The 25,864-nt window shown below is 63.4% G+C and carries 23 protein-coding genes; 16 read left to right on the top strand and 7 right to left on the bottom strand.

Annotation, left to right across the window (positions count from 1 at the left end):
* Positions 1–10 precede the first annotated feature (10 nt).
* The gene (locus ACODSO_RS05225; protein WP_489035565.1) at positions 11–583 is read left to right on the top strand and encodes an isochorismatase family protein; all 573 of its coding nucleotides are present in this window, start codon (positions 11–13) and stop codon (positions 581–583) included.
* On the opposite strand, the gene ACODSO_RS05230 is transcribed toward ACODSO_RS05225, so the two are convergent.
* Positions 580–1,182 carry a hypothetical protein gene (locus tag ACODSO_RS05230; protein ID WP_489035566.1) on the bottom strand — a complete coding sequence of 201 codons (603 nt, stop codon included), beginning with the start codon at positions 1,180–1,182 and terminating at the stop codon, positions 580–582. The genes ACODSO_RS05225 and ACODSO_RS05230 overlap by 4 nt on opposite strands.
* Positions 1,183–1,223: 41 nt before the next feature.
* On the opposite strand from ACODSO_RS05230, the gene ACODSO_RS05235 reads away from it, so the two are divergent.
* Complete coding sequence (locus ACODSO_RS05235) at positions 1,224–2,630, top strand: glucose-6-phosphate dehydrogenase (protein WP_489035751.1); 1,407 nt, start codon at positions 1,224–1,226, stop codon at positions 2,628–2,630.
* Positions 2,631–2,636: 6 nt separating this feature from the next.
* Here the strand turns inward: ACODSO_RS05235 and ACODSO_RS05240 are convergent, their stop codons facing one another.
* The 3 genes from ACODSO_RS05240 to ACODSO_RS05250 form a co-directional block, all read right to left on the bottom strand.
* Positions 2,637–4,001 carry an FAD-binding oxidoreductase gene (locus ACODSO_RS05240; RefSeq protein WP_489035568.1) on the bottom strand — a complete coding sequence of 455 codons (1,365 nt, stop codon included), beginning with the start codon at positions 3,999–4,001 and terminating at the stop codon, positions 2,637–2,639.
* A gap of 86 nt (positions 4,002–4,087) precedes the next feature.
* Complete coding sequence (locus ACODSO_RS05245; protein ID WP_489035570.1) at positions 4,088–7,339, bottom strand: ATP-binding protein; 3,252 nt, start codon at positions 7,337–7,339, stop codon at positions 4,088–4,090.
* Between the two features lie 66 nt (positions 7,340–7,405).
* Positions 7,406–7,606, bottom strand: a complete 201-nt coding sequence (locus ACODSO_RS05250; RefSeq protein WP_489035571.1) for a PspC domain-containing protein — start codon at positions 7,604–7,606, stop codon at positions 7,406–7,408.
* 153 nt (positions 7,607–7,759) lie between these two features.
* Between ACODSO_RS05250 and ppk2 the strand changes: the two genes are divergently transcribed.
* Together ppk2 and ACODSO_RS05260 are read left to right on the top strand one after the other, a co-directional pair.
* Positions 7,760–8,671, top strand: a complete 912-nt coding sequence (gene ppk2, locus ACODSO_RS05255) for a polyphosphate kinase 2 (RefSeq protein ID WP_068379838.1) — start codon at positions 7,760–7,762, stop codon at positions 8,669–8,671.
* Positions 8,672–9,366: 695 nt separating this feature from the next.
* Positions 9,367–10,203 (top strand): alpha/beta hydrolase family protein, encoded by an 837-nt coding sequence (locus tag ACODSO_RS05260; protein WP_489035573.1) that lies wholly within the window; start codon positions 9,367–9,369, stop codon positions 10,201–10,203.
* Here ACODSO_RS05260 and ACODSO_RS05265 read toward each other — a convergent pair.
* The gene (locus ACODSO_RS05265; protein WP_489035575.1) at positions 10,151–12,238 is read right to left on the bottom strand and encodes a prolyl oligopeptidase family serine peptidase; all 2,088 of its coding nucleotides are present in this window, start codon (positions 12,236–12,238) and stop codon (positions 10,151–10,153) included. The genes ACODSO_RS05260 and ACODSO_RS05265 overlap by 53 nt on opposite strands.
* Positions 12,239–12,281: 43 nt before the next feature.
* Here ACODSO_RS05265 and ACODSO_RS05270 point away from each other — a divergent pair, with 43 nt between their 5' ends.
* The 12 genes from ACODSO_RS05270 (at position 12,282) to ACODSO_RS05325 (ending at position 23,917) form a co-directional block, all read left to right on the top strand.
* On the top strand, positions 12,282–12,926 hold the full coding sequence (locus ACODSO_RS05270; RefSeq protein WP_489035576.1) for a GAP family protein: 645 nt from the start codon (positions 12,282–12,284) through the stop codon (positions 12,924–12,926).
* Positions 12,923–13,861, top strand: coding sequence for a dipeptidase (locus ACODSO_RS05275; RefSeq protein WP_489035578.1), 939 nt, complete (start codon positions 12,923–12,925; stop codon positions 13,859–13,861). The genes ACODSO_RS05270 and ACODSO_RS05275 overlap by 4 nt, the downstream gene beginning before the upstream one ends.
* Positions 13,862–13,910: 49 nt before the next feature.
* Positions 13,911–15,314: a dihydrolipoyl dehydrogenase gene (gene lpdA / locus ACODSO_RS05280; RefSeq protein WP_068379846.1), complete on the top strand. Its 1,404-nt coding sequence runs from the start codon at positions 13,911–13,913 to the stop codon at positions 15,312–15,314.
* A gap of 190 nt (positions 15,315–15,504) precedes the next feature.
* A complete protein-coding gene (locus tag ACODSO_RS05285; protein ID WP_489035580.1) occupies positions 15,505–16,326 on the top strand; it encodes an MlaE family ABC transporter permease in 822 nt (273 codons plus the stop codon).
* Between the two features lies 1 nt (position 16,327).
* Positions 16,328–17,200 (top strand): MlaE family ABC transporter permease, encoded by an 873-nt coding sequence (locus ACODSO_RS05290; protein ID WP_489035582.1) that lies wholly within the window; start codon positions 16,328–16,330, stop codon positions 17,198–17,200.
* A gap of 3 nt (positions 17,201–17,203) precedes the next feature.
* Complete coding sequence (locus ACODSO_RS05295) at positions 17,204–18,241, top strand: MlaD family protein (protein ID WP_489035584.1); 1,038 nt, start codon at positions 17,204–17,206, stop codon at positions 18,239–18,241.
* Positions 18,238–19,245 (top strand): MCE family protein, encoded by a 1,008-nt coding sequence (locus ACODSO_RS05300; protein ID WP_489035586.1) that lies wholly within the window; start codon positions 18,238–18,240, stop codon positions 19,243–19,245. The genes ACODSO_RS05295 and ACODSO_RS05300 overlap by 4 nt, the downstream gene beginning before the upstream one ends.
* Positions 19,242–20,243 (top strand): MlaD family protein, encoded by a 1,002-nt coding sequence (locus ACODSO_RS05305; protein WP_489035588.1) that lies wholly within the window; start codon positions 19,242–19,244, stop codon positions 20,241–20,243. The genes ACODSO_RS05300 and ACODSO_RS05305 overlap by 4 nt, the downstream gene beginning before the upstream one ends.
* Positions 20,243–21,349 (top strand): MCE family protein, encoded by a 1,107-nt coding sequence (locus ACODSO_RS05310; RefSeq protein ID WP_489035589.1) that lies wholly within the window; start codon positions 20,243–20,245, stop codon positions 21,347–21,349. Before ACODSO_RS05305 ends, ACODSO_RS05310 begins: the two co-directional genes overlap by 1 nt.
* Before the next feature lie 32 nt (positions 21,350–21,381).
* Positions 21,382–22,398 (top strand): MlaD family protein, encoded by a 1,017-nt coding sequence (locus tag ACODSO_RS05315; protein ID WP_489035590.1) that lies wholly within the window; start codon positions 21,382–21,384, stop codon positions 22,396–22,398.
* Positions 22,395–23,339, top strand: coding sequence for an MlaD family protein (locus ACODSO_RS05320; protein WP_489035591.1), 945 nt, complete (start codon positions 22,395–22,397; stop codon positions 23,337–23,339). Before ACODSO_RS05315 ends, ACODSO_RS05320 begins: the two co-directional genes overlap by 4 nt.
* 14 nt (positions 23,340–23,353) lie before the next feature.
* A complete protein-coding gene (locus ACODSO_RS05325) occupies positions 23,354–23,917 on the top strand; it encodes a hypothetical protein (RefSeq protein WP_489035592.1) in 564 nt (187 codons plus the stop codon).
* 26 nt (positions 23,918–23,943) lie between these two features.
* Here the strand turns inward: ACODSO_RS05325 and ACODSO_RS05330 are convergent, their stop codons facing one another.
* A complete protein-coding gene (locus ACODSO_RS05330; RefSeq protein WP_489035593.1) occupies positions 23,944–25,044 on the bottom strand; it encodes a DUF4873 domain-containing protein in 1,101 nt (366 codons plus the stop codon).
* On the bottom strand, positions 25,041–25,811 hold the full coding sequence (locus tag ACODSO_RS05335; RefSeq protein ID WP_489035594.1) for a TetR/AcrR family transcriptional regulator: 771 nt from the start codon (positions 25,809–25,811) through the stop codon (positions 25,041–25,043). The genes ACODSO_RS05330 and ACODSO_RS05335 overlap by 4 nt, the downstream gene beginning before the upstream one ends.
* Positions 25,812–25,864: the final 53 nt, after the last annotated feature.

Here is a 25,864-nt window from a genome sequence, read left to right on the forward strand (position 1 = left end):
TACTGGGGTCATGACACGTGCTCTTCTGCTAGTCGATGTCCAGAACGATTTCACCGAAGGGGGTGCGCTCGGTGTCGTGGGTGGTGCCGAGGTCGCGCGGCGAATCAGCGGGCTTCTGGCAAGCGAAGGAGACGCGTACGACGTCATCGTCGCGTCACGGGATTGGCACGATGCCGACAGCCACAACGGTGGCCACTTCGCGACCGACGAGCCGCCCAACTTCACCTCCACCTGGCCCGTCCACTGCGTTGCGGGCACCACGGGTGCCGAGTACCACCCGGACCTGGCCCTCGGTTCGGTGGACGTACACGTGTTCAAAGGGCAGGGAAAGCCGTCGTATTCGGCGTTCGAAGGTTCGACGGACGACGGACTGCCACTTCGTGAGGTACTGGCGAGCAACGAGGTGACCCACATCGACATTGCCGGGATCGCCACCGACTACTGCGTCCGGGCGTCGGCGCTCGATGCGATCGCCGCCGGACTGAAGGTGCGAATCCTGACGGGCTTCGTCGCGGGGGTGGCGCCTGGGACATCGAACGCGGCCTTGAACGAACTGTCCGACGCTGGGGCAGAGCTCTCCTAGTCGGAGTCGATCGTCGTCGTGATCGAGGTGACCGACGGCGCAGCGGGGGTGCTGCCGAATCCGAAGGTCACCGGGGGAGTGACGGGCGTCAGGTGACCGAGGTCTTCGGCGCGCCACGACGCCTCGGCGGCGGTGATCTTGTGCTGCTGTCGCGCCCCGTAGTACTCGCGTCTGCCGTTGCCCGCGCTGCCACGGGTGCGCACGCCGCGCAGGACCACGCGGGCTATCGGGTCGGAGATACGGCAGAACCACGGTGCTGTCGACACCGTGTGCGGGACCAGATGAAGGAGTCGGCCGAGCACGGTCGGCCCGCCTGTCGTCACCGATACGCGAAGGTCGTCGGCGGCAAGTTCGACGTTGTAGCCGCACCGGGTGAACTCCACCGGAGTCAGGTAGACCTCGTCGAATGTGTAAGTCGCGGTCACGAATTCACGTACATCCTCGTTGGGAGCGAGCAAGAGTCGATGGCCGTCGGTGAATTGCACCATCACGTCGGTGAACTCGCCGAGCGGTGAGTTCGTCCAGTGCCCGATCACGATGCGCACACCCGAGTCGGTGCCTATCCCGAATATCTCGCCGTGAAACCGTGACCTTCCCATCACACCGACTGTAGCCACAGCAGCGGCCCGGTCGGTGCATGATGGTTTCCATGGCGTCTTTGCAACCCACGATCTTCGTCCTGTTCGGCGCGACCGGTGACCTCGCCAAGCGGATGGTCCTGCCGTCGTTCTATCAACTCCACGTCGAGGGCCTGCTGCCCGAGAAGTGGTTGCTCATCGGAAACGGTCGCCATGACACCCCGGACGACGAGTTCCGCGATCACGTCCACGGTGCGCTGAAGGAGTTCGGTTCCGACCTCGACGGCAAGGACTGGGACGAGTTCTCCCAGCGCGTCCGATTCGCGGGCAACGGCTTCACCGTCGACGATCCGGGCCAGCTTCCCGAGGTGGTGGAGGCCGGGCGCAGGGACATCGGTGACGACGCGCAGCTCGTGCACTACATCGCGCTGCCACCGAGCGCGTTCGAGGACTACACCGCGGCGCTCGGCGCGCATGGCCTGGCGCAGGGCGCACGTGTGGTCTACGAGAAGCCGTTCGGCACGTCGCAGGAGGCGTTCAAGCAGCTGGACAAGGCCGTGCACGCGGTGCTGGACGAGAAGCAGATCTACCGGATCGACCACTTCCTGGGCAAAGAGGCCACGCAGAATCTCCATGTTCTGCGGTTCGCCAACGGGATGATCGACGGAATCTGGAATTCCGACCACGTCGCGCAGGTGCAGATCGACGTGCCGGAAACCTTGAACATCGACGATCGAGCAGAGTTCTACGACAGCACCGGCGCCGTGTTGGACATGCTCGTCACGCATTTGTTCCAGGTCGCCGCGGAGATCGCGATGGAGCCTCCGGCGTCGTTGCGGGCCGACGACCTTCAGTCTGCGCGGGAGTCGGTCATCGGATGTTTCCGGCCGATCGACACGTCCGAGGTGGTCCTCGGGCAGTACGACGGATACCGGGACGTCGAGGGCGTCGCCGACGATTCGACGGTCGACACGTTCGTCGCCGCGAAGTTGTGGGTCGACACCGATCGCTGGCGCGGGGTGCCGTTCCTGCTGCGGACCGGAAAGATGTTGGGAGTCAGCGCACAACGAGTATCGCTCGTGTTCCGTCAGCCTGCGAGCAGTCCGCTGACCGATCTTCCGCACGACGGCGCGGTGCTGGCGTTCGATCTGTCCGGCAACGGTGCCATCGACATGGCGATGACGGTGAAGGAGCCGGGGCCGGATTTCGATCTGTCGGTTGGGCATCTGTCCCTGCCGCTGCCGGAGGTTCCGGACGCCGAGCCGCTGTCGCCGTATTCGCGGCTGATTCTCGATGTGCTGAACGGGGATCGCTCGTTGTTCACGAGACCGGACGGGCTGGCTCACGTGTGGGAGGTTGCGGCACCGCTGCTCGACAACCCGCCCGCGATCAAGCAGTACGCGGGCGGGTCCATGGGGCCGAAGGAGTCCGAGCAGCTCGCGTCGCCGTGCGGTTGGTTGGTGCGCTGAGCGGGATTACCAGCGCGCAGCGGCGGTGAAGATGTGCAACGGATCGACCGCGGCACGGATGTCGTCCAGACGGTCCTGGGTCGGGGCGTCCCACCCTGCACGGACCCGGTCTGCGGGCGTGCCGGTCGCGGCACCTGCCATGTTCATGAATGCGCCGCAGCTCCACGGCTCGAAGCGGTCCACGAAGCGCTCGAGGACTCCGGGCACGATGTCCGCGATCGGCGGGATCAGCATGCCGACCGCGAGCAGACTGAAGGCCGCAGCCCGTCCACCCACTGCATTCGGCAGGGCTGGTTCACGGCGCAGCGCGCCGCCCATCGCGCGCAGCTCGACCACGGCCACCGGCATCTCGGCGGCATCGAGGAGGATCTCGAGTCCGTCGTCGGTGAGCTCGTTCAACAAGATTCCGCGTTCCATGACCGGCATCGGGTCGGCGGGGTCCATGTGCACGGAGGCGATCGCCATGAACGGAATCTCGGAGACGGTGTCGAGGATCGGCACGGCCAGTCCGCGCATCGGCGCGAGCAACGCGTACCCGTCCTCGGAGCAGCTGACGTGCGTGAGCCGCAGATGCAACACGGTGCGGCCTCGGAGTGGTTCGGGCAGCTCGGGGGTAGGCGGAAGATGCAGGATGGCTACCGAGGTCGACACCGACTCGGGAAGCGTCGGGACCCACAGACGCCAGGCTCGGAGGACCGCACGGGCGTCCGCGATGTCGTAGAAGATGCCCCCGCCGAGCACCGTCTGGATCGGAAACAGGTCGACCACGATCTCGGTGACGATTCCGAACGCCGCGCCACCGCCGCGTAACGCCCAGAACAAGTCGGTGTTCTGGTGTTCGTCGGCGCGACGTACGACGCCGTCGGCGGTCACGACCTCGAGGCTGCGGACGTGGTCGGCGGCGAACCCGTAGGTTCGCCCGATCGGGCTCAGCCCGCCGCCGAGGGTATATCCGACGGCGCCGACAGCAGTCGCCGAGCCTGCCAGAGCGGCGAGTCCATAGGGTGCCGCAGCGTCGAGCACCTGCTGCCACACGACGCCGGCGCCGATCGTGGCTGTCCGCCCGTGGTGGTCGAGGGCTAGCGTCGTCAATGCGCGTGTGCAGATCAGAACGGCGTCAGGACCTGCGGCAATCGCGCCGTGGCCGGTGCATTTGACCGCAATCTTCAGGCCCGCTGCGGCCGCAACGCGCACGGCTGCGGCGACATCGGCGGCGTCCGCGGCCACCACGACGGCTGCGGGACGATGCTCGACTGCAACGTTGAATCCGGTGACCTCGACGATGTACTCGGCGGATCCCGGCGCCAGGACGGCTCCGCGGGTGGCGGCGTCGAGGTCCGTCAGCAGTGTGGTGCTCTCGGTGGTGGTCATCAAAGTAGTCCTCGTGTGGTCGGTGGCGTGTCGATGAAACAAGACCATCCGCCGATTGGAGTTCACTTGGAGAACTCTTGCAGCCGCTAGGCGCCGTCGACCCAACCCGGATCCGCCAGTACTTCCCGGGTGAAGGCGATGAGCTCATGCGCCGCCGCAGCGTGCTCTGCTGCGGAGTCGAGACCGAGCGCCGCTGCGGTGGCGGCGAGGGCGGCGTCGACGGGTCCGCAGTACAGAGATCCGCTGTCGACTCCCGCGAATGTGCCGGTGTAGGGCAGCAACTCGTCGTAGCACTGTCTGCACACGTCGATATCGCCCAGCGCGGCCGCGGCGTGTGCGCGCAGCGCAGTCATCCCTCGCCAGTAGTAGTCGCGTTGGTACGGCTCTGTCTCCACCCAGATCTCGCGTGCCCGGTCGAGGTCCCCGGTTCGGGCGAGCGCGAGTACCCACGCATTGCGGACGCGGACCGGGAGGTCACGGTCCAACGCCGGCAGATCTCGCAGTATCTCGTCGTAGTCATCTGTCGCAATCGCGGTGGCCAAGCGGCCGATGTGTCGTATCTCGAACCCGTTCGAGGACCCCTGCTCGTCCATGTAGGTTGCGACGGCGTCGTACCTGGCCCGAGCGGATTCGAATCGGCCCGCGAGCACGTCGACGAGCCCGCCGAAGATGCTCAGCACTCCGAGCAGCTGAGTCAGCTCTGTGCCGCTCGCGAAGCGCACAGCTTCCTTGACGTGGGCGCGGGCACCGAGAAGATCGACGACGGAGTTGCACGCCAGAAACAGTTGGAAGTGAGCGAGGGCCTGATAGTCGGCGAATCCGTGTTCGGTCGCCACGGACAGCAGCTGACGGGCTCGCAGGACTCGATCATCGTCGTGATCCGGCCCGAATGCGATGTAGCCGAAAGCGTTGAGCGCCATGCACAGTACTTCCGGATCGTCGATCGTCTCGGCGAGAGCGACAGCCTCGCTCGCTTGTGCACTCGCTGTCGTCGAATCGAGACCCTCCACTTCGAAGACCGAGGTCACCAGCAGGAGGGCACGATCCCGTGCGGTCGCCTCGGGATCGGCCAGCAGATCACGAAGCGGTGCGAGCACCCGTTCGTCCGCGACCCCGCCGCGGATGTGCCAGATCACCGGCGCTCGCCACGACGTCACCGCGTCGAGGAGCGCACGCCGATCACCGAGGCGCACGGCGATATCGATCGCCTCGGCGCGGCGCGCCCGGGCCTCGACGGTGTTGGCCGCGCGTGCCAGCGATGCGACGAGAGGGATCAGGAGCTCGAGTCGTTCGGTGCCGGTGTCGCCCGGCGCCAGGTCGAGCGTGTTCACCGCAGAAAGCCACAGTGCCAGAGCATCCTTGTGTGATCCGTAGGCTTCGGCATGACGGGCCGCGGCAACGATGACGCGGGCGTACGCTCGTGCCGTCGTCGGTGTTGCGCCGAGTGCTGCGTGGTGGGCATGCGCGGCCAGGTCGTCGGGCAGGCGCTGGTGGAGGACCTCGTACGCATGGGCGTGGGCCCGACGTCGGCGCAGATGAGGGAGATCGAAATACAGAGTGTCGCGGACCAGCGCATGGGTGAAGTGCACGCGGTCGGTCGCCGGTTCCGTCAGCAACCCCGCCAGCACGGCAGGTTCGAGATCGTCGAGCAACTGATCCTCGTCGCTGTTCGTCATCACCAGCAACGTGTCCAGGTCGGACCCGCGACCTAGAACCGACAGTCGTCGCAGTGTGGACAGCGTACGTTCCGGGAGCCGAGAGAATCTGCGGCGCAACACATCGCCGATTCCGGTCGGAACCGCCTCTTGTGCGGCACGAGTTCCTTCGGATGCGATGAGGCGAGCCAGCTCGCGAACGAAGAGAGGGTTGCCACCGGTTCGTTCCTCGAGGAGATCGAGAGTTGCACCAGTGATCCGATCGAGTCCGAAACTGTGTGCGACAGCGGCTATGTGGTCCCGGCCGAGTCCTTCGAGTTCGAGCCGCGACGCGGGCACGTCGACCAACGTCGCCCACGCGGACATCAGATCCTCGGTGATCTCCGAGCGGCGATAGGTCGCGACGACGAACAGACGTTCGGTGCGCGCTCGGGAGGCGAGCTGCCGAAGAATCGACACAGTGAGTGCGTCGGCTCGGTGGATATCGTCGAGCACGATCGCAGTCGGTGTCAGTCGTGCAACGGATTCGAGGTAGTCGGCAACCCACTTGCCCAGCCAGAACGGCTGCACCGCACCGAGGACGGGTTGATCGTCGTCGGGCAGGATCGGCGCCAGCCGTTCACGCATGGCCGCGTCCATGCCCGCGGTCGCGGACAGTTCCGTCAGGACCTCCGACCACGCCCATGCTGGTGGTGCGCCGTCGATCTCCAAGGATCGACCCCACGCGACGTTCCATCCGCGTTCGACGAGTGATGCGGTGAGCATCGTGGCGAGCGTGCTCTTTCCGTCTCCAGCTTCGCCGCCGATCCACGCCAGACGCAGGCCCGATGTGGAGGCGGCCTCGGCATCGGCGAGTAGCTTCCGGAGTTCCTCGGGCCTGCCGTTTCCGGTTGGTGCCGCGGCGACAACAGTGGAGGGTGCGCGAGGTTTCGGTGGTGCCGCAACGATTGTCGTCGGAACCGTGTGGGCGAGAATATCGGATTCCAGGGTCCGTAGCGCCGGGCTCGGATCGACACCCATCTCGTCGGCGAGATAGTCGCGGGAGCGGCGCAACACGCTCAGCGCGTCGGCCTGCCTTCCGCTGTAGTAGAGGGCCGTGGCCAACAGTCGTACCGACTCCTCGCGGTCGGGTGCCTCGCGGACGACGGCCTCGAGGTCGGCACTGGCCGCCGCGAATCGTCCGGCTCGCATGAGATTCTCGGCATGTCGATCCACCGCGCCTCGGCGCAGGTGCTCGAGCCGAATGATCTCGATTTTGGCCCATGAGCTGTCGGCGACTTCGCTGTACGGGCCATCGACCCAGAGCTGAATCGCGGACTCGTCGGCGCCGGTGTCGAGAAGGTGTTCGAAGTTCCAGACGTCGACGGACTCGTCGGGCAGATTCAATGCATATCCGGGAGGCGCGCTGACCAGTACGGACGCCGGTGTGCGCGGCGGCCGGTTCGGTTCCAGCGCGCGACGGAGATTCGACACGTGCACCTGCAGCGCACCGAGCGCGCGCGGTGGCGGATCGCCGGCCCACAGATCCTCGATCAGTAGGTCGGTGCTCACCACCCTGGGTCCCGCCGCGACCAGCCTCGCCAGAACTGCGCGCTGGCCGCGACTACCGAGGTTGACGCGCTGGCCGTCGATCTGGGCGCGTGTGCTCCCGAATACGTTGATCGACACCGACGGGCTGGTCATGGTGGACGTGAGGGTATCGAATCCAGCTCACGTCCGCCCGGTCGACCGGTTCCCCGCAGGGTTTGCTCAGCGCAGGGGCATCAGCATCCAGGCAGCGAGGTAGACGAGTGCCAGCGTGCCGCCCGTGACGAAGACGCCGATGACGGTGAGGACTCGGACGAGGTTCGGGTCGATCCCGAAGTACTCGCCTACGCCGCCGCAGACACCGGCGATCATCTTCTGCTTGTCGGAGCGTACGAATTCTTTGGGAGGGTTCGTGTATGTCATGGGAAGAAGTCTGCGCGTCGCATGGGATCCGGCACATCGGGAAGATCCCCTATCTTCGACCCTGAGGTTTCCGAAGTGCCGCGAGCACTCGAGCGTCTGGCGTTCACCGAACCGTCACCGTTTCGTTCCCGCTCACAGCTAGCTTTTCGCACTATGACTCTAGATTTCAGCGCGATCGGCGATATCGCCACTGCCGTCGACCTTGCGGACACCTCCGGATTCACCGTCGACGACAACGACGACGACGATCCCATCCTGCTGACCGCTCCCGACGGACGAGTCGTCGATACCTGGCGCGAAGACTATCCCTACGAAGAGCGGATGACGCGCGCAGAGTACGACATGGAGAAGCGGCTGCTGCAGATCGAGCTGCTCAAACTCCAGATGTGGATCAAGGACACCGGCCGACGCCACGTGATGGTGTTCGAAGGGCGCGACGCTGCGGGCAAGGGCGGAACGATCAAGCGCTTCATGGAGCACATGAATCCGCGCGGAGCTCGCGTCGTAGCCCTGGAGAAGCCGTCGGCTCGTGAATCCACGGAGTGGTATTTCCAGCGCTACATCCAGCACCTGCCCGCTGCCGGCGAGATCGTGATGTTCGACCGCTCCTGGTACAACCGCGCAGGCGTAGAACGTGTCATGGGGTTCTGCGACGAGGACCAGCACGCGCGGTTCGTCCGTCAGGCACCCCTGTTCGAGCAGATGCTTGTCGACGACGGCGTGAGTCTCACCAAGTTCTGGTTCTCGGTGTCCCAGCTCGAGCAGCGGACGAGGTTCGCGATCCGCCAGGTCGATCCGGTTCGGCAATGGAAGCTCTCGCCGATGGACTTGGCCTCCCTCGACAAGTGGGACGCGTACACAGCGGCGAAGGAGGAGAGCTTCCGAGCTACCGACACCGACGTCGCTCCGTGGACGATCGTCAAGAGCAACGACAAGAAGCGCGCCCGAATCAACGCGATGCGGTTCATTCTCAACAAATACGACTACGCGAACAAGGACCCTGAAATCGTCGGAGAAACCGACCCTTTGCTCGTCGGGCGAGCCCGCGACGTGATCGGCGAGTGATTCGCGCATTCCTCGTGAGTATTGGAGCGGCAATCCCGCGAAGCTTTAACCAGGGCCGATACCTGTATTAGCATGGGCGTCGCGTCCTGCGCCCATTAATGAGGTAAAAACGTATATGAGTCGTGATCGATCGGCTCGTTTCCAATACGAGGAGTGCTCATGGGTTCTGCAGAAATTTTCATCAACGACATCATCAGCGGCGTGTACGACGGCGTCATCGATGTCATCTCCGGCCGGATCGTCGACCTGCTGTTCTCGGGCAGCGCAGCCTGATTTGGTAGACCATACGCGGCGTCGGGGGCCGCGGTGGTCGAAAATTACTACCTGAAACAAGTTTCCGGTTTATCAACGAATTACATGCATATGGACTTTTATCGTCAATTCGTAGTCAATTCGCCGGTGGATTGGTACTAATACATCGGGCAGCGGGAGTTACCGAAAATTCGCTGGCCAGGTACCCCACCTCGAATTGAAGGAGTTTCACAGATGTCCATCAAGCCCACGAACAAGATCGAACTCTCAGACCTCCTCAGCCTCCTCACACTGCTGTCGGGCAGCTCCGACTCGGGTTCGAGCGAGACGAGTGCCTCGGCTTCCTTGTTCTGAGCCTGTAGCTCGAACAACCTCTTCGACGAACGCCGATCGAGACCGCTACCCGGTCTCGGTCGGCGTTCATCGTATGCAAGTGTTGCCACGTGCAGACCGTGCCGATCCAGATGCCCGACGGCTCGACCGTCCCGGTGAATCTGTTCGAATCCTCAGAGCCACGTTCCGACTTGCCGGTGATCGTCGTTCTGCCCGGTCTCGGCATTCCAAGTGGCTACTACGTTCTCTTCGCCCAGGCGCTGACCGAGCGCGGATTCCACGTGGCCACCGCGGACCTCAGAGGGCAGGGAGACAGCCGGCCCAAGCCGAGCGGGGCGAGCAAGTACGGGTATCAGGAACTGGTTTCGGTCGACTTCCCGGCCATTTTCGAAGTGGTCAGGGAACGGTTTCCCGACGCCACCCCCTACGCTCTCGGCCACAGCATGGGCGGCCAGCTGGCATCGCTGTATGCCGCCCGCATTCGCGGTCGCCTCGGCGGTCTGATCCTCGTCGCCTCCGGTTCGCCGTACCACCGCGGTTTCGGTGTCGCGCGCGGTGCGTCGCTGTTCGTCGGCGCCGCCGCAATGTCGTTGACCAGTAGTATCGCCGGCTTCTGGCCCGGTGACCGTATCGACATCGGCGGCTTCGGTCGCCAGTCGAAAGTGCTGATCGACGACTGGTCCCGCTTCGCCCGCTCAGGCAAGATCGAACCGGCGGGGGCGGACATCGACTACGAGGAACGCATCGCGCGGCTGACCTTGCCGATCCTCGCTGTCACGCTTGCCGGCGACGATCTCGCACCCCGCAGCTCGATGACGAATCTACTGGCCAAGTTCCCGAAGGCGGACATCACCACGCGACACCTGGAGTCGCCTCGGGGTCACAACGAGTGGATCAGGCAGTCGTCGACGGTTGTCGACGAGATCGAGGCGTGGTTCGCTCGGTGACTCCTGGGCGCGTCAACGACCTCCACAGAAACTGGTAGGCCAGCGCCGTCTTGAAGGCCAACTGCGCGTTGTCGGCGGCTCCGCCGTGTCCACCTTCGATGTTCTCGAAGTAGCTGACGTCCTGCCCGACTTCTTCGAGCCTGGCCGCCATCTTGCGGGCGTGACCGGGGTGCACTCGGTCGTCACGCGTGGAGGTAGCGATGAGAATCGGTGGGTACTGTCTCTCGCTCGCGGGGACGACGTTCTGATACGGCGAGTACTCGGAGATGAACTTCCACTCTTCGGGGTCCTCCGGGTCGCCGTACTCCGCGACCCACGACGCCCCGGCCAGCAGCAGGTGGTAGCGCTTCATGTCCAGAAGGGGCACCTGGCAGACGAGTGCCCCGAACAGCTCGGGGTACTTCGTCACCATGATCCCCATCAGCAGGCCGCCGTTGCTACCCCCTTGCGCGCCCAACTGCTCGGGCGTCGTGATCCCGCGGTCGACGAGGTCACGCGCGACGGCAGCGAAGTCCTCGTGCACCCGGTGTCGTCCGGCGCGCAGAACCTGGGTGTGCCAGTCCGGCCCGTACTCACCGCCACCGCGGATGTTCGCCACCACGTAGGTCCCGCCGCGTTCCAGCCACGCGAGCCCGATCGAACCGCTGTACGACGGCGTCATCGAGATCTCGAATCCGCCGTAGCCGTACAGCAACGTCGGGCCTGGCTCGGCATCTTCTGTGCGCACGACGAAGTAGGGGACCTCGGTGCCGTCCTCGGACACCGCAAAGTACTGGGCGACGGACATACCCTGGGTGTCGAAGAACGAGGGTGCCTGTTTCAGGATTTCGAGCTCGGCGCCGACCGTGCCGAACAGCAGCGTGGCGGGGGTCAGGTAGCCACTCGACGACAGGAAGAACTCGTCGCCGTTCTCCTCCGGATCGGTTCCGACGATCTCGGTGGAGGTCAAGCCCGGAAGCCCGGTGAGGGCTTCGTCTTTCCAGCCGTCGGCGCGCGGGGTGAGGACGCGCATCTCGGTCTTCACATCGACGAGGGTGACGAGCAAGAGGTGGTTCGCGGTCCAGGCGTACTGGTGTAACGAGCGATGGGCATCAGGGGTGAACAGCACCGTGATGTTTCGCTCGCCCGCCAGGAATGCGTCGAAATCGGTGGCGAGCAGTGCACCGGACGGATACGTCACGTCGCCGATCGTCCACTCGGTCATCGTGCGTACCAGCAGCCACTGCTTGTGGACCGAGGTCGTCGCGTCGGTGGGGGTCTCGACGAGTGTCAACGCGTCGCCATCGAGCAGGTAGAACTCGGCGTTGTAGAAGTCGGTTGCTCGTTGGACGAAGTCGCGTTCGAAGCCGGGAGTTCTGTCGTGCCACGCCGAGATCGAGATGTCGCTCGCTTCGCCCTCGTACACGACGGTCGCTTCGGCGAGCGGTGTGCCACGCGACCACCGCTTCGCGATCCGTGGGTAGCCGGAATCGGTCAGCGAACCATCACCGAAATCGGTTCCGACGTAGACGGAGTCGGAATCGATGTAACCGATATCGGTCTTGGCCTCGTCGACATGGAAGCCGCCGTCGAGCGGATCTCGGAACGACCGGGTCTGCAGATCGAACTCGCGTACGACGGTGGCGTCGGCTCCACCACGCGACATGGTCACCAAGGCGATGTTCTGCGCGGGGCGTAGTACCTGTGCGCCGCTCCACACCCAGTTCTCGCCCTCGGCTTCGGCGACGGCGTCGAGATCGAGCAGTATGTCCCATGCGGGTGAGGCCTTGCGGTACTCGTCCATCGTCGTCCGGCGCCACAGCCCACGCACATGGGTGGCGTCGCGCCAGAAGTTGTAGAGGTATTCACCTCGACGCCGCGAGTACGGAATTCGCGCATCCGTGTCGAGGACCTCCAGGATGCGCGATTCGACGGCGTCGAATTCGTCCCCGGCGAAGGCCTCCGTGGTGGCCGCATTTCGACTGCGGACCCAGTCGAGGGCCGTGTCGTCGGTGACCTGTTCGAGCCACAGATAGGGATCGCCGGAAATACTCATGCATTCTTTCTACTGCACGAGCTCGCGGGTACTGTCCCGAAGGATGACCGGCCATGCGCTGACGCTCGTACTCGTAGGGCTCGTGGTCATGGTGTGGCCGTGGTCGGTTCTACCCGCATTTCTCCTCGCAGCGACCGAGCGGGGCGCAGCGAAGTCGGCTGCGTACGCGGCCGGGTACGTCACGGCGCTCGCGGTCGTCATGGTCCTCGCCGCAACGTTGTTGCCGCCGGGGCCGCGCGCGAAATCGACCGGGCATCTCGTCGCGTGGATCGAACTCGTGATCGGGATCGCGCTTGCGTTGTTCGTCCTGGTCTTGTGGATCAGGCAACGCAGGCGGGAGGAAGTGACGCCCAAATGGCTTCGTGGGCTCGACCGCATCGGGTTCGTGGCGGCCTTCGTGCTGGGATTGTGGGTGCCGAACTACATGCTGGTCACCGTTGCGGTGGCCGAGCTGACCTTGCTGGAACTGCACGGTGTCGAAGCCGTCCTGGTGGCGGTGGTGTGGGTGGGCGTTGCCACGCTGGGAGTGGCGACACCGCTGCTGGTTCTGGCACGATCGGGTGCCGAAGCGGCGGCAGTGCAACAGTCCTGGCGAACCTGGCTGGTGACGCACAGTTCGGCGATCATCTACGTTGTTCTCGGATTGGTGTCGGTGGTACTCGTCGTCAAGGGGGGAAGCGCGATATGAACCTGTGGGAACAACATGTCTGTCTGCCGCTGATCCAGACGGCCGACGTCGCGGAGCTGGCGAGGTTCCCGCTGGGGAGCTACGTGTCCGTCAACGTCGGGTATTCGCCTCACTCGAAGTCCGACTCCACGGAACTGTGCGACGATTTTCGTCGGAAAGCTCGTGCGGACACTCGATTTCGGATGGTCGAGCACGGTGAGGCCGAGGGCATGATCACGCTCGCTTTCGATCTGGAGGATTCCGGTCCGATCGAAGGCGACCTCGACAACGTCCGTCACTTCTACGGCCTCGGCGTCAGGTCGATGCTGCCCACGTACAACTGCGCCAACGCGGCAGGATCCGGCTGCCTCGATGTCGACGACACCGGCCTGACGTCGTACGGCCGCGATCTGGTGCAGGAGATGAACCGCACCGGAATGCTCGTCGACGGTTCGCATTGCTCCATCCGCACCGGTCTCGACATCGCATCGACGACCGAGCGGCCGATGATCTACAGCCATTCGAATTTTGCTGCGCTGTGGCGACATCCGCGAAACATCACCGACGAACAAGCCCTCGAATGCGCGAGGACGGGGGGAGTCGTCGGCATCAACGGCGTTGGAATCTTCCTCGGCGCGAACGGCCCGAACGAGGCGCTTCGTCGAGTGCAGGCGATGGCCGACCACATCGAGTACGGCGCGGAGCTGCTCGGGATCGAACACATCGGGATCGGCTCCGACTACTCGTTCGACGCCGAGGATTTCAACACCGAACTCGCGGCGAATCCCGAGGCGTTTTCCGACGAGTACACCCGCTACGGTCCGCTGCAGTGGGTCCCGCCCGAGGATGTCGTCACACTGCCGTCGGTGCTGCGTGAGCGAGGGTTCGACGAGGCCGCTGTTGCGGCTGTATACGGCGGGAACTTCCGACGCGTCGCGGCAGCTACCAGCGAGTAACTGGACCGTCTCGAGACAGGGATTCAGGACGGGACTATCCTGGTGAATCGTGACCTCACACTATGACGTCGTTGTCCTCGGAGCCGGTCCCGGTGGGTACGTCGCTGCTATCCGTGCGGCACAACTCGGACTGAGCACTGCCATCATCGAGAAGAAGTATTGGGGCGGTGTCTGCCTGAACGTCGGCTGCATCCCCTCGAAGGCACTTCTCCGAAACGCCGAGCTGGCGCACCTCTTCACCAAGGAAGCGAAGCTGTTCGGTATTTCCGGTGAAGCATCCTTCGACTTCGGTGCGGCTTTCGATCGCAGCCGCAAGGTTGCGGATGGCCGCGTCAAGGGAATCCACTTCTTGATGAAGAAGAACAAGATCCCCGAGTACGACGGCAAGGGCACGTTCACCGACGCCAACACCATCGAGGTGGAGCTCACCAAGGGCGGCACCGAGACGCTCACGTTCGACAACGCGATCATCGCGACCGGCAGCACCACCAAGCTGTTGCCCGGTACCGAACTGAGCAAGAACGTCGTCACGTACGAAGAGCAGATCATGACGAAGGATCTGCCGGGTTCGATCCTGATCGTCGGCGCAGGTGCCATCGGTATGGAGTTCGGCTACGTCCTCAAGAACTACGGAGTCGACGTCACCATCGTCGAGTTCCTCGATCGCGCGCTGCCCAACGAGGACGCCGACGTCTCGAAGGAAATCGAGAAGCAGTACAAGAAGCTGGGCGTCAAGATCATGACCGGCGCTGCCGTTCAGAGTATCGACGACGACGGCTCCAAGGTCACGGTCGCGATCAAGAACAACAAGTCGGGCGAGACCGAGACGGTCACCGTCGACAAGGTGATGCAGTCCGTCGGCTTCGCCCCCCGCGTCGAGGGCTTCGGCCTCGAGAAGACCGGCGTCGAGCTCACCGATCGCGGCGCCATCGGCATCACCAACACGATGCAGACCAACGTCCCGCACATCTACGCCATCGGCGACGTCACGGCCAAGCTCCAGCTCGCCCATGTCGCCGAGGCTCAGGGTGTCGTCGCGGCCGAAACCATCGGCGGCGCGGAGACTCTGCCGATCGACGACTACCGCATGATGCCTCGTGCGACGTTCTGTCAGCCGCAGGTCGCCAGCTTCGGACTCACCGAGCAACAGGCGAAAGACGAAGGCCGCGAGATCAAGGTCGCGAACTTCCCGTTCGCCGCCAACGGCAAGGCACACGGACTCGGCGACGCCACCGGCTTCGTCAAGCTGATCGCCGACGCCCAGTACGGTGAGCTCATCGGTGGCCATCTCATCGGACCCGACGTCTCCGAGTTGCTCCCGGAACTGACGCTCGCCCAGAAGTGGGACCTGACTGTCAACGAGTTGGCGCGAAACGTCCACACCCACCCGACGCTGTCGGAGGCTCTGCAGGAAGCCATCCACGGCCTCGCAGGGCACATGATCAACTTCTGATCTTTCAGATCGTTCGGCGGCGGCGACCACTTCGGTGGTCGCCGCCGTTGTCGTAGGTGCGCCGCGATCCTTCTGAGTCTCGCTCGGCAAATCTTGTGAATAGTCATAATCGCTTCGCCGCCCAAACTGACCTGGCGTTTCTTCAATGCTGGTACTTTTCGCATGCCGCATCAGGGGGAGTGCTCAGGGGGTGAGTGGATTGGGATCGTCGACGGGGTTGACGCGTGTCTCGAGTGGGTTCGCCGGAGGCCTTCGTGCGTTCGGGCAGACACTCGAATTGGGCGCGGCGGCCCTGATCCATCTCGTCCGCGACATCCTCTCGCTTCGCCATCCGTGGCGAGACACCGTCGAGCAAGCCTGGTTCGTCGTCACCGTCACCGTCGTTCCTGCAGTCCTGGTGTCGATTCCGTTCGGCATCATCGTGTCCGTCCAAGTCGGAAGCCTGACGGACCAAATCGGAGCGACGTCGATCGCCGGTGCCGCAGGTGGTCTCGGGGTGATCCGGCAGGGCGCGCCTATAGTTGCGGCCCTGTTGCTGGGCGGTGCAGCGGGAGCTGCCGTTGCCGCGGACCTCGGGGCGCGCACGATCAGGGAAGAGATCGATGCGATGCGCACCATGGGGATCGATCCGGTACGGCGACTTGTCGTTCCGCGGCTGGCGGCATTCATCGTGATCGCGCCGCTTCTGTGCATCCTCATCATTTTCATGGGACTCGCCGCCGGCTACGCCATCAATATCGGCTTCCAGAGCGGAACACCGGGCAGCTACATCAGCTCGTTCGCCTCGTTCGCGTCGGTCGGCGACTTGATGGTCGCGCTGGTGAAGGCCGAGATATTCGGCATCATCGTCGTAGTCGTCGCGTGCGACAGGGGACTGAACGCTATGCACGGGCCGCGAGGGGTTGCCAACGCGGTCAACGCGGCGGTAGTGCTGGGAGTGGTGTCTGCGTTTGCGGTCAACGTCGTCATCACCCAGTTGGTGGCCATGTTCATGCCGCAGAGGCTGGGCTGAGATGGCCATACCGTCGACCTACACGGTTCATGGCACCGCCGGACTGACACGAGTCCTTCGTCGGGTCGGTCGAATACCGGGCAATGCACTCGAGATGCTCGGCCACCAGATCACGTTCTGTTTCAAAGTCCTCGTTGCGATCCCGCACACCGTTCGGTCCTACCAGCGACAGATGCTGCTGATCCTGAGCGACATCACTTGGGGCAATGGCAAGTTGATCGTCGGCGGCGGCACCGTGTCCGTTCTGGTCGTCTTGGGTGTCGCCGTGGGCGCATCCGTCGGCATCGAAGGATTCAACACCCTGGGCATGGTCGGGATGGAACCGCTCACCGGCTTCGTGTCGGCCTACGCCAGTACCCGGGAACTTGCCCCGATGATCGCGGCGATCGGATTCGCGACTCAAGCCGGATGTCGAATGACGGCCGAGATCGGTGCAATGCGCATCTCCGAGGAGATCGACGCTCTGGAGGCCCAGGGGATTCAGTCGATTCCGTTCGTCGTCACCACTCGGGTCGTCGCAGGGGTCGTCACCATAGTGCCGCTCTATCTGTTGACCTTGATTCTGAGCTACGTCTCGTGCGCAGTGGTCGTACGCATCGTCGGCGGACAATCGTCGGGAACGTACGACCACTACTTCAGCGCATTCCTTCAACCCGTCGACGTGCTCTACTCGCTGTTCAAGGCCGCCGTTTTCGTGGTCACCGTCATCATCATCCACGGGTATCAGGGCTACTACGCGACAGGCGGACCCGAGGGGGTCGGTCGTGCTTCCGGTCGCGCTGTCCGAGCCAGCCTGGTCGCGGTGGTCGTGTTGGACACGGTCATGACGTTGGTGCTGTGGGGATTCGACTCGGGGATAAGGATTTCAGGGTAAGCGATGGCCGTGTTCGATGATCTGACCGGGCGTTCGGCCGGTCGCGGAACGCTCCGCCTGCGCGGTGTTGCGGTCGCTGCTGTCGCCGTCGTGCTCGCCTGCACTCTGACAGCGTATGCACGCGGAGTGTTCGAACCGACTTTCGACCTGACCATCGATGCCGCGTCGGTCGGGGACGGACTGACTCCTGGCGCCGAGGTCAAGTTTCGGGGGGTGTCGATCGGATCGGTAGTGCGGATCGAGACCGTCGGATTCGGACGGCAGCACATCGACCTGGAGCTCGATCCGAGTCAATCGCGAGAACTCACCGACACCATGCAAGCCCAGTTTTCGTCGTCGAACGTCTTCGGTTCCACTGCAGTCGAATTGGTTTCGGATGGAAGTGGTCATCCGCTGTCGCAGAACTCCACTGTGACGATCTCGGATGACAATCGTGGAGCGACTGTGACCGGGGTGTTCCGGCGTGTCGCAGATCTGACCGAAGTCCTCGATTCGGACCAGGTGCAGAACTTGCTGGATGTACTTGCGGACACCTCGGTCGACGTGAGCCGAAACTTGAAGCCGTACTTCGATACTGCCCAGTTGCTCACCGAGCACCAGATCGATCCGTTGGCCTGGAAGTTGCATCGTGGTGCCGAGATCGGGGAGGGATTGAACAATCTGGTTCCGCCTGTGCTCGATCTCGTGATCGACATCTTGGACAAGAGCGCGTACGTCGAAGCGCAGACCGATCGGACGAGAACGTTGAACGCGATCAATGGGCTCAGCGACCAGCTGCTGATACCCATCGGAGATCTGCTGAAAACCGGCAACCCCCACCTCACGAAACTGCTGTCGACGGTTCTGGATCTCCTGGTTCCGATCACCGCTTCGCTCGGCACCCTGGCTCCGAGCTACGACAGGGTTCCCGAGGTGATCGACGGGATCGCCGACGCTTTTCCTCTGGTCGAGGGCAAGCCGCAGCTCCAGCTCGATCTGATCGTCCGGACGATGCCCAATCTCGCGGGCGCGGTGGCGTCGTACGAGGAGGCTCCACGATGATCAAAGTTGCAGCGCCACTTGCCAAACTGCTCGCCTTCGTCGTCGTCACCGCGGTATGTGCGGTGATCATCGTCGCCGCACTGCGCACGCCGATAGCGGGGGCCACATCGACATACGCCGCCGATTTCGAGGACGCGTCCGGCTTGTACGTCGGTGACGATGTACGCATGTCCGGGGTGCAGATCGGCAAGGTCTCCTCGGTCGAGCTCGACGGTGGTCTCGCGCGGGTCGAGTTCAGCGTCGAGAATTCCAGGCCGGTGTTCGTGAGCACGCAGGCGGCGGTTCGCTACCAGAACCTACTCGGCCAGCGCTATCTCGAACTGGTACAGACGGATCGCGATCCCGGCGCGGTCATGTCAGCGGGAGCTACCATCGCACGCGAGCAGACGATCCCGTCGTTCGACATTTCGGCGTTGTTCAACGGATTCAAACCGATTTTCGACACGCTCGACGCGGCTCAGCTCAATCAGTTCGCCGAGAACGTGTTGCGCATGGTCCAGGGCGACGGTAGTGGGCTGGGTCCCGTGCTGCGGGACGTCGACCGCATCACGCAGTTCGCCGTGCAACGCGAAGCCATCATCGGGCTTCTGATCGACAACCTCGGGCAAATTTCGGGGACGATCGGTGGAAAGTCGGCCGCGGTCGCCGATCTCATCGAGGAACTGACCGGGCTGGTATCGCGACTGAGCACCGAGATGACCGGAGTGCTGGGCGCGCTGGATCAGGCGAACTACGGGTTGGGGCCGTTGGTCGGGCTGGCGGAAGGACTTCGCGACGCGTACGACGAGGGATACATGTCCATCGATGGTTTGCTGAGACGCCTGTTACCGCAGACGGAACAGGTCACCGAGATTCTGGCGTTGACGCCGGGGCTTCTCACCGGACTCAATCGGAGCATTCCGACTTCGGCGGCGCAGACGTACTCGTGCAGTCGAGGACAGCAGGACATCCCGGGCATCGGACTCGTCGTTCTCGGTGGGCAGAAGTTGGTGCTGTGCCGATGAAACGCAGAGGGGTACGTGACGAGCAGTCCGAGAACAAGACTCATCTCTTCTGGGGGTCCGTCGGCGTCGCGGTGGCCACCGTCCTGATGCTGGTAGCAGGTGCGGTCTACGCGATGCCGTTCGGGGAGCGCACCTACACGGCCAACTTCGCCACCGCCGCTGGTGTGAAACCCGGTGACGAGATCAGAGTGGCGGGAATTCCAGTCGGATCGGTCCGATCGGTCGCGCTGGCAGGGGATCACGTCGACATCGAATTCGGTGTCAGCCGCGAAGTCTTCGTCGGCGATGCCTCGACGCTGACGGTGAAACTGCTGACGCCGATCGGCGGTCACTACATCCTCCTGAGTTCGATCGGGAACGAAGAACTCGGCTCGGCGGAGATTCCGCTCGAGCACACCGAGGTCCCTTTCGAACTCGCAGACGTCATCGAGACCTCGACGCCTCTCGTCCGCGACATCGATGGCACTACTTTGCGAGAAACCGTTGCCGAACTCGACACTGCTCTCGGGACTCAGCCGGAATCGACGCGGGCGATCGTCGACAACCTTTCGTCGTTGACGGACGTGATCGCGCAACGCACCGAACAGCTCGAACAAGGGCTTGTCGTGTCCGACGAATATGTCGGTGCGCTGTCGGACGACCGTGTGATGCTCACCGAGCTGGTCCGCCAACTCGGCACTCTCACCGAAGGATTCGGAAACAAGCGTGAGGAAGTTGTAGGTGCGTTCGACCTGCTGCACCGGCTCTTCCTGTTGTTCCACCGGCCGGTGATGGCATTCGAGGAGGGGCTGGAGCCCTCGATCGTCCAGCTGGAGGAGATCACGCAGAAGCTGTTCGCCCGGCTCGGAGATTTCGACGGGGCGATCACCACCATGAAGCAGAGCTCGGAGAGCCTCGCCACGTTGCTCGGCGAGGGCAATGGTCCGGTGATCGACCAGTCGCAGAGCACGATTGCCGGTATCGACGTATGCGTACCGATGCCGGGAAGGGCGTGCTGATGCGCAGGACAGTGTTGCTCGGCGTGTCGATTCTCGGCATCGTTGCACTGACGGGGAGTGCGGCGTCGGCAAGTGGGGTGATCGACTTCTCCACTCGTACGTCGGAGGTCTGCGCGGAGTTCACCGATGCCGTCGGCCTGTACGAGGGAAATTCTGTGACGATGCTCGGGGTCGTCGTCGGCACGGTCGAGCGAATCGAGAGTTCGGGCGACGCCGTGGTAGTGACCATGGATGTCGACGACAGTGTTCGGCTGCCGGCCGAGGTCGGTGCGGTCACCCTGTCGAGCTCGATCGTCACCGATCGTCACGTGGAATTCACCGCACCGTACCGCGGAGGTCCCGAGTTCGATCGCACGAACTGTATCCCTTTGGACAGAACCAGAACCCCACTCGGAATCAGCGATACGCTCGACGCTGTCACGGAACTGGCGTCGGACCTTCTCGGCCCGGCGGACGCGACCGGTGCGCGTGAAGACATCCTCGGTGACACCTTACGGTCGGTCGACGGTTCGTTGCGGGGTTCGGGTGCACAGCTGAACGCTGCGCTGAAGCAGTTGGCAGAGTTGGTCGGTGAGCCTGCAGACCGCGACACCACGGTTCGGCGACTGATCGACAATCTCGACGGCTTGATCGACACGTTCGCAGTGAGTTGGCCGGACGTGGCGAAACTTCTCGACAATCTGAAAGCCGGCATGATCACCTTGTCGGAGTTCACCCAAGCCTTCGGGGGCGCGGTGCTGCTGACGGTCGACTTCATTCCGCCACTCGTGCGGACCATCGCCAAGTACGACGACAAGGTCTACGCACTTGCCGACCAGTTGATCCCGTTCGTGGACGTAGCGCTCGGCAGAATCGGTGACATCAAGGACATCCTCGAACAGGTCCCCACCGTCAGCGACAACTTGACGACGATGTACGACAGCGATCTGCAGAGCGGCCGATTGATCTACCACCCTCCACGATTCGAGATCGACACCAACTCGCCCAACGAGATCTGCGCCCTGTTGAACAAGTATTCGCCGACGTGCTCGGCAAATCAGCAACGCGGGGACGTCGTCGATGTCGGCCTCGTTCAACTCATCCTGGGATCGGCGGGGTGGCGATGAGGCGCGGCGTGTGCGCCGTGGGCTGTGTTTCGATGGTCATGATGCTGGTCGGGTGCGGTCTCGATCCGGTAGACCTACCGATTCCCGGTAGCTACGTCGCAGGTGAGAAGTATTCCGTGGAGATCGAGTTCGCCAGTGTTCTCAACCTTCCGCGCAAAGCGAAGGTCGTCATCGATGGTGTCGACGCTGGGGTCCTGGAGAAGGTGGAACTTGTCGGCACGACGGCGGTCGCGACTGTCGATCTCTCCAGTGCCGTGCAGTTGCCGAAGGGCACCCAGGCCGAGCTCAGGCAGTCGACGATATTGGGCGAGATCTACATTGCGCTCCTGCCGCCCACTGAATCTGCCGACACCGCTGAATCTTCCGGTGCTGAAATGCCGACCGAGGAAGGCTTTCTCGCCGACGGTGACGTGATACCGATCGAACGTACCGTGCCTGCGGACAACGTCGAAGATGTTCTTCGAGGGTTGTCGAACGTGGTGGCAGGAGGGCACTACGTGCAACTGCAGGAAGCAGTCGACAACTTCAACGCCGCTGTCCCACCGGATCCGGCAGTCCTGGACTCCGTGAACACCGCAGCGCGCGCAGCCCTGGCGGACATCGGCGACAACACCGACGAGATCGACCGGATTCTCGCGGCAGCGGAGGGGGTTTCGACGACGATCGTGGAGCGGCAGTCCGGTGTCGATCGAATACTCACCGTTGGCCCGTCTCGCGCATCAGGGTTGTCCGAGGTGCTGTTCAGCGTTGTCCACCTGATCTTCACCCTCGGCTACATGTCGCAGAACATCGGTGATGTGCTCGCCGAACCATACGACGAGCTGCACGATGCGGTCGGCATCATCGCACCTGCACTCGTCACGATCGGCAGTGCGGATTCGACGGTCCCCATGAACGTGGAAAAGGTGAACAATCTGCTCCGCGACCGCCTGATCCCGTATTTTCAGTCGACTCCGAACATCGCACTTCGTTCGGTCTCGGTCGAGGGTGCGACGGCACGAGCGGACGACATGATCGGAATTCTGCGCGGGATCGGAATCGTTCGATGAGATCGTCCACAGTCCTCTCCCTCATCGCGCTGCTGGTTCTCACGTTCGCCGGGGTCGCCTACTTGACCGTCGGCGTCCTCGACATGGATCCACGACGGACGAACAACCATGTGACCGTGAAGATGGAATCTTCGGGTGGGTTGATGCAGACCTCGCAAGTGACCTCGCGTGGCATGAAAATCGGTACAGTGCAGGCGATTTCTGTGACGCCGGACGGATTGGACGTGTCGATTGCTCTCGACGCGAGCAAGGACGTCGCCGTCGACTCCGACGTGGTCGTCGCGAACCTGTCTGCAGCGGGGGAGCAGTACCTCGATATCCGTCCCCGTCACTCCGGTGGTCCCTACCTGCAGGACGGGGACGTGATCGAGAGCGCTCGAGTGACCGCCGCCGCTACCGTCAGCGAGACGTTGCAATTGGGCGATGCACTTGCTGCGCAACTGGATACATCGGCACTGTCAGGACTGGCAGTCACGGCTTCGGAAGCCATCGACGGCCGCGACAGTGACATCGACACACTGGTGGAGACGTTTCGCTTCCTGGCGGCGACTCTGCGGGACAAACGGACCCAGATCGAGAATCTGTACGACAATGCACAGCAGGTCGGGCGCAACGGCTACGGATACGGCCCGGTTCTGACCGACGCAGCGCCGTTCGTGGGACAGACCGGCGCGGGCGTGACCGGGTTGCTCGAGTCCTTCAACCAGTACTCCTATGTGGCGTCCGATGTGTGGGACGATCCCCTCGGTCCACTGGCCGTGCGAATCGATGGCTATCTCACTCCGCTCAACCCCGATCTCGCGCTGATAGCGACACTGCTGAAGCCGTACACCGCGCCGATCAAGCCCCTGCGTGTCGACGCAGGGTCGATTGTCGATATCTTGACCACCGTCTTTCCGCGCGGAGGACCCGCGAAGTTCTCCGTGGAGATACCGAACTGATGGGAGATGTCCGTATGACCGAGGTCGAGACGGAAACGACAAACGATACCGATACCGATACCGATAGCGCAACGGCCACCGGTTCTTTTCGAGCTCGCTGGCTGCCGACCGGCATTGCAGTACTCGGAATCGTCTTGGCCGTGGTGTTCGGATTCCTGTGGCGTTCCGCCGCGGGAGAGCTCGCGGACTCGACTGCCCGCGACCGCGATCGGCAGATTGCAGTGAACACGGCGACCGAGTACACCGAACGATCGTTGACCTACGACTACCGAAACCTCGACGCCTTCTTCGGTGGGGTCGACGAAGGTGCGTCGCAATCCCTGCAGGACAGGTACGGCGGTGTCCGGGAGGCATTGACGGCCATCATGACCGAGTCTCAGGTAGTCGCCTCGGGTGAAGTGCTCTCTGCTGCGGTTGATTCCGAGTCCGGTGGCGAGTACAAGGTCACCGTGTTCGCGAAGCAGACCACGCACAATGTGCAGCAACCCGATGCCGGGGAGGTACCGAACCTGCTGTCCCTCACCGTGACCAACCAAGGTGGACAGTGGCTGGTCAGCGACTACGGGCCGAAGACCTAGGGTGCGCTCGACCTTGACGTGATCAGTCAGGCTTTCGTCGCGCTGACGAACTGGGCGAGCCCGCGGATCTCCTGCTCGATCTCGGTCATCGACGCGTGCTCGAACCTCGATGTGAACGTGTCTTTCTCGAACATCCGGACTCCTAGTTTGTTGGAGCCGATTCGCAACACCGTCCTCACCGGGTTGAGCTTTCGTCCGTAGCTGGTCATGATCGCGATCCGGCCGCCCGGACGCAGGACGCGAAACATTTCTTCGACCACCGTCAGCGGCTCGGGTATCAAGTACAGCGCCGCGTAGCAGCAGACTGCGTCGAATGTGTCGTCGGCGAACGGGAGGGCTTGCGCGTCCCCTCGCGCGTACGCGGCATGCGAGCTTCTGTTGTCACGGACGGCGCGCGCGATCATCTGCTCGGAGATGTCGAATCCCACAGCGACACCAGTGCCGGACAGGTGCGAGGCCAGGTGTTTGGTGAAGTTACCTGGGCCCGAGGCGACGTCGAGGACGGTCATCTCGCCGGAGAGCCGCAGATCGATGACAGCCTTCTCCCGCTCGGCAGACATCGACAGGCCTCCTATGCCCATCATCGCGATACCCGCAGGCCGCCAGATCTTCTCGTATATCGACGCGACCAGCGAATTGTTCATGGCGCGGCTCGCGGCCGTCGGGGACGGCGCGGGCGCACCGCCGAGCAGTTCGACATAGCCGCCGGAGATGTCTGCCGCCGCGCGAACGTCCGCGGGTTCGACGAGAGCCAGAGCGCGACGAAGGGCGGCATCTGCGGTCGACTCGGGTGTTTCGGGGGTTCCGAGCACCGCGGGCGGCGTGATCGAGTACGGGGGGTTCCCCGTGCCCTGCAGACGGTAGCGCCCCCAGAAGTCGATGTCACCGACGGTGACTGGAGCGAGGCCGACCTCGGTTCGCAGGGTTCCGGACCGAGTGCGTCCACCGGAGTTCTGCATGAACTCATGCAGCTTCTCGTGCGGGTGGACGCGGCCATACCAGCGATAGCGGCCATCGATCGGCTGAGAATGCCCACGTAGGTCGACTCGTACGTCGAACTCGACCGGCTCGTCGAAAGCCAGCGTCGCAGTGCCGTGGAAGTCGGGCTTACCGGCCAGGTCGCTCACAGAACTTCGTCTCCTTCGGTCGAAAACGCGGTGTGCAGGGGTTGGTCGGCATCGATGGTGACTCCCGCTATGGCACAGGTGGATTCGACTATTCCCAGCATGAGTGCTGCGACGTACGAGGTGAAGGTCTCTATCGTCATGACTGGTGCTCGCGCATCGGAGTCTCCCAGCCACCAATCCGTCGCCGACGCCACCGCCCCGAACGCGGAATAGGAGACCAGTTCGATCGCGGAACTGTTCTCTTGATCCGCGCCGGTAGCGTCAGCGAACACCTCGGCGAGTTTCCTGGCCGCAGCTCGCGCCGAGTCCAGTGCGGGATCGGGGCCCGCACTCGATTCGTTGGTGCGCCTGTTGCCGGCGCGTCCGGCGAAGTGACTGTGCACGAGGAAGCGGAACAGGTTCGGTTGTTCGGACACGATGACTGCGTACTCGGAAGTTCCGCGTTCGATGAGTGTGCTCACGGAATCCTCGAACAAGTTGGTCGCCAGCAGAATTCGGTTCCACAGCATCTCTCGGACGTGTTCGACTATGGCCGCGTACAGATCCGACTTGTCGGCGAAATGGCGGTAGAGCTTCGGCTTCGCCGCGCCGGCGGTACTGGCGATGTCGCCCATGCTGACGTCTGGACCGTGGCTGTCGATAGCCGTCAACGCGGCGTCGACGAAGCTCTGCCGCACAGCCTGGCGGTGTTCGCGCCATCGCTCACTGCGAGCGTCCGGCTTGGGCGGACTCTCGTCAGGGTTGACACGTTCGGTGACCTCGACCACACTTGGATAGTACCCATTACCGGCGGTACTGGCTAACGGCGGTACTGGTAACT

It is taken from the genome of Rhodococcus sp. FG69, assembly GCF_057808915.1.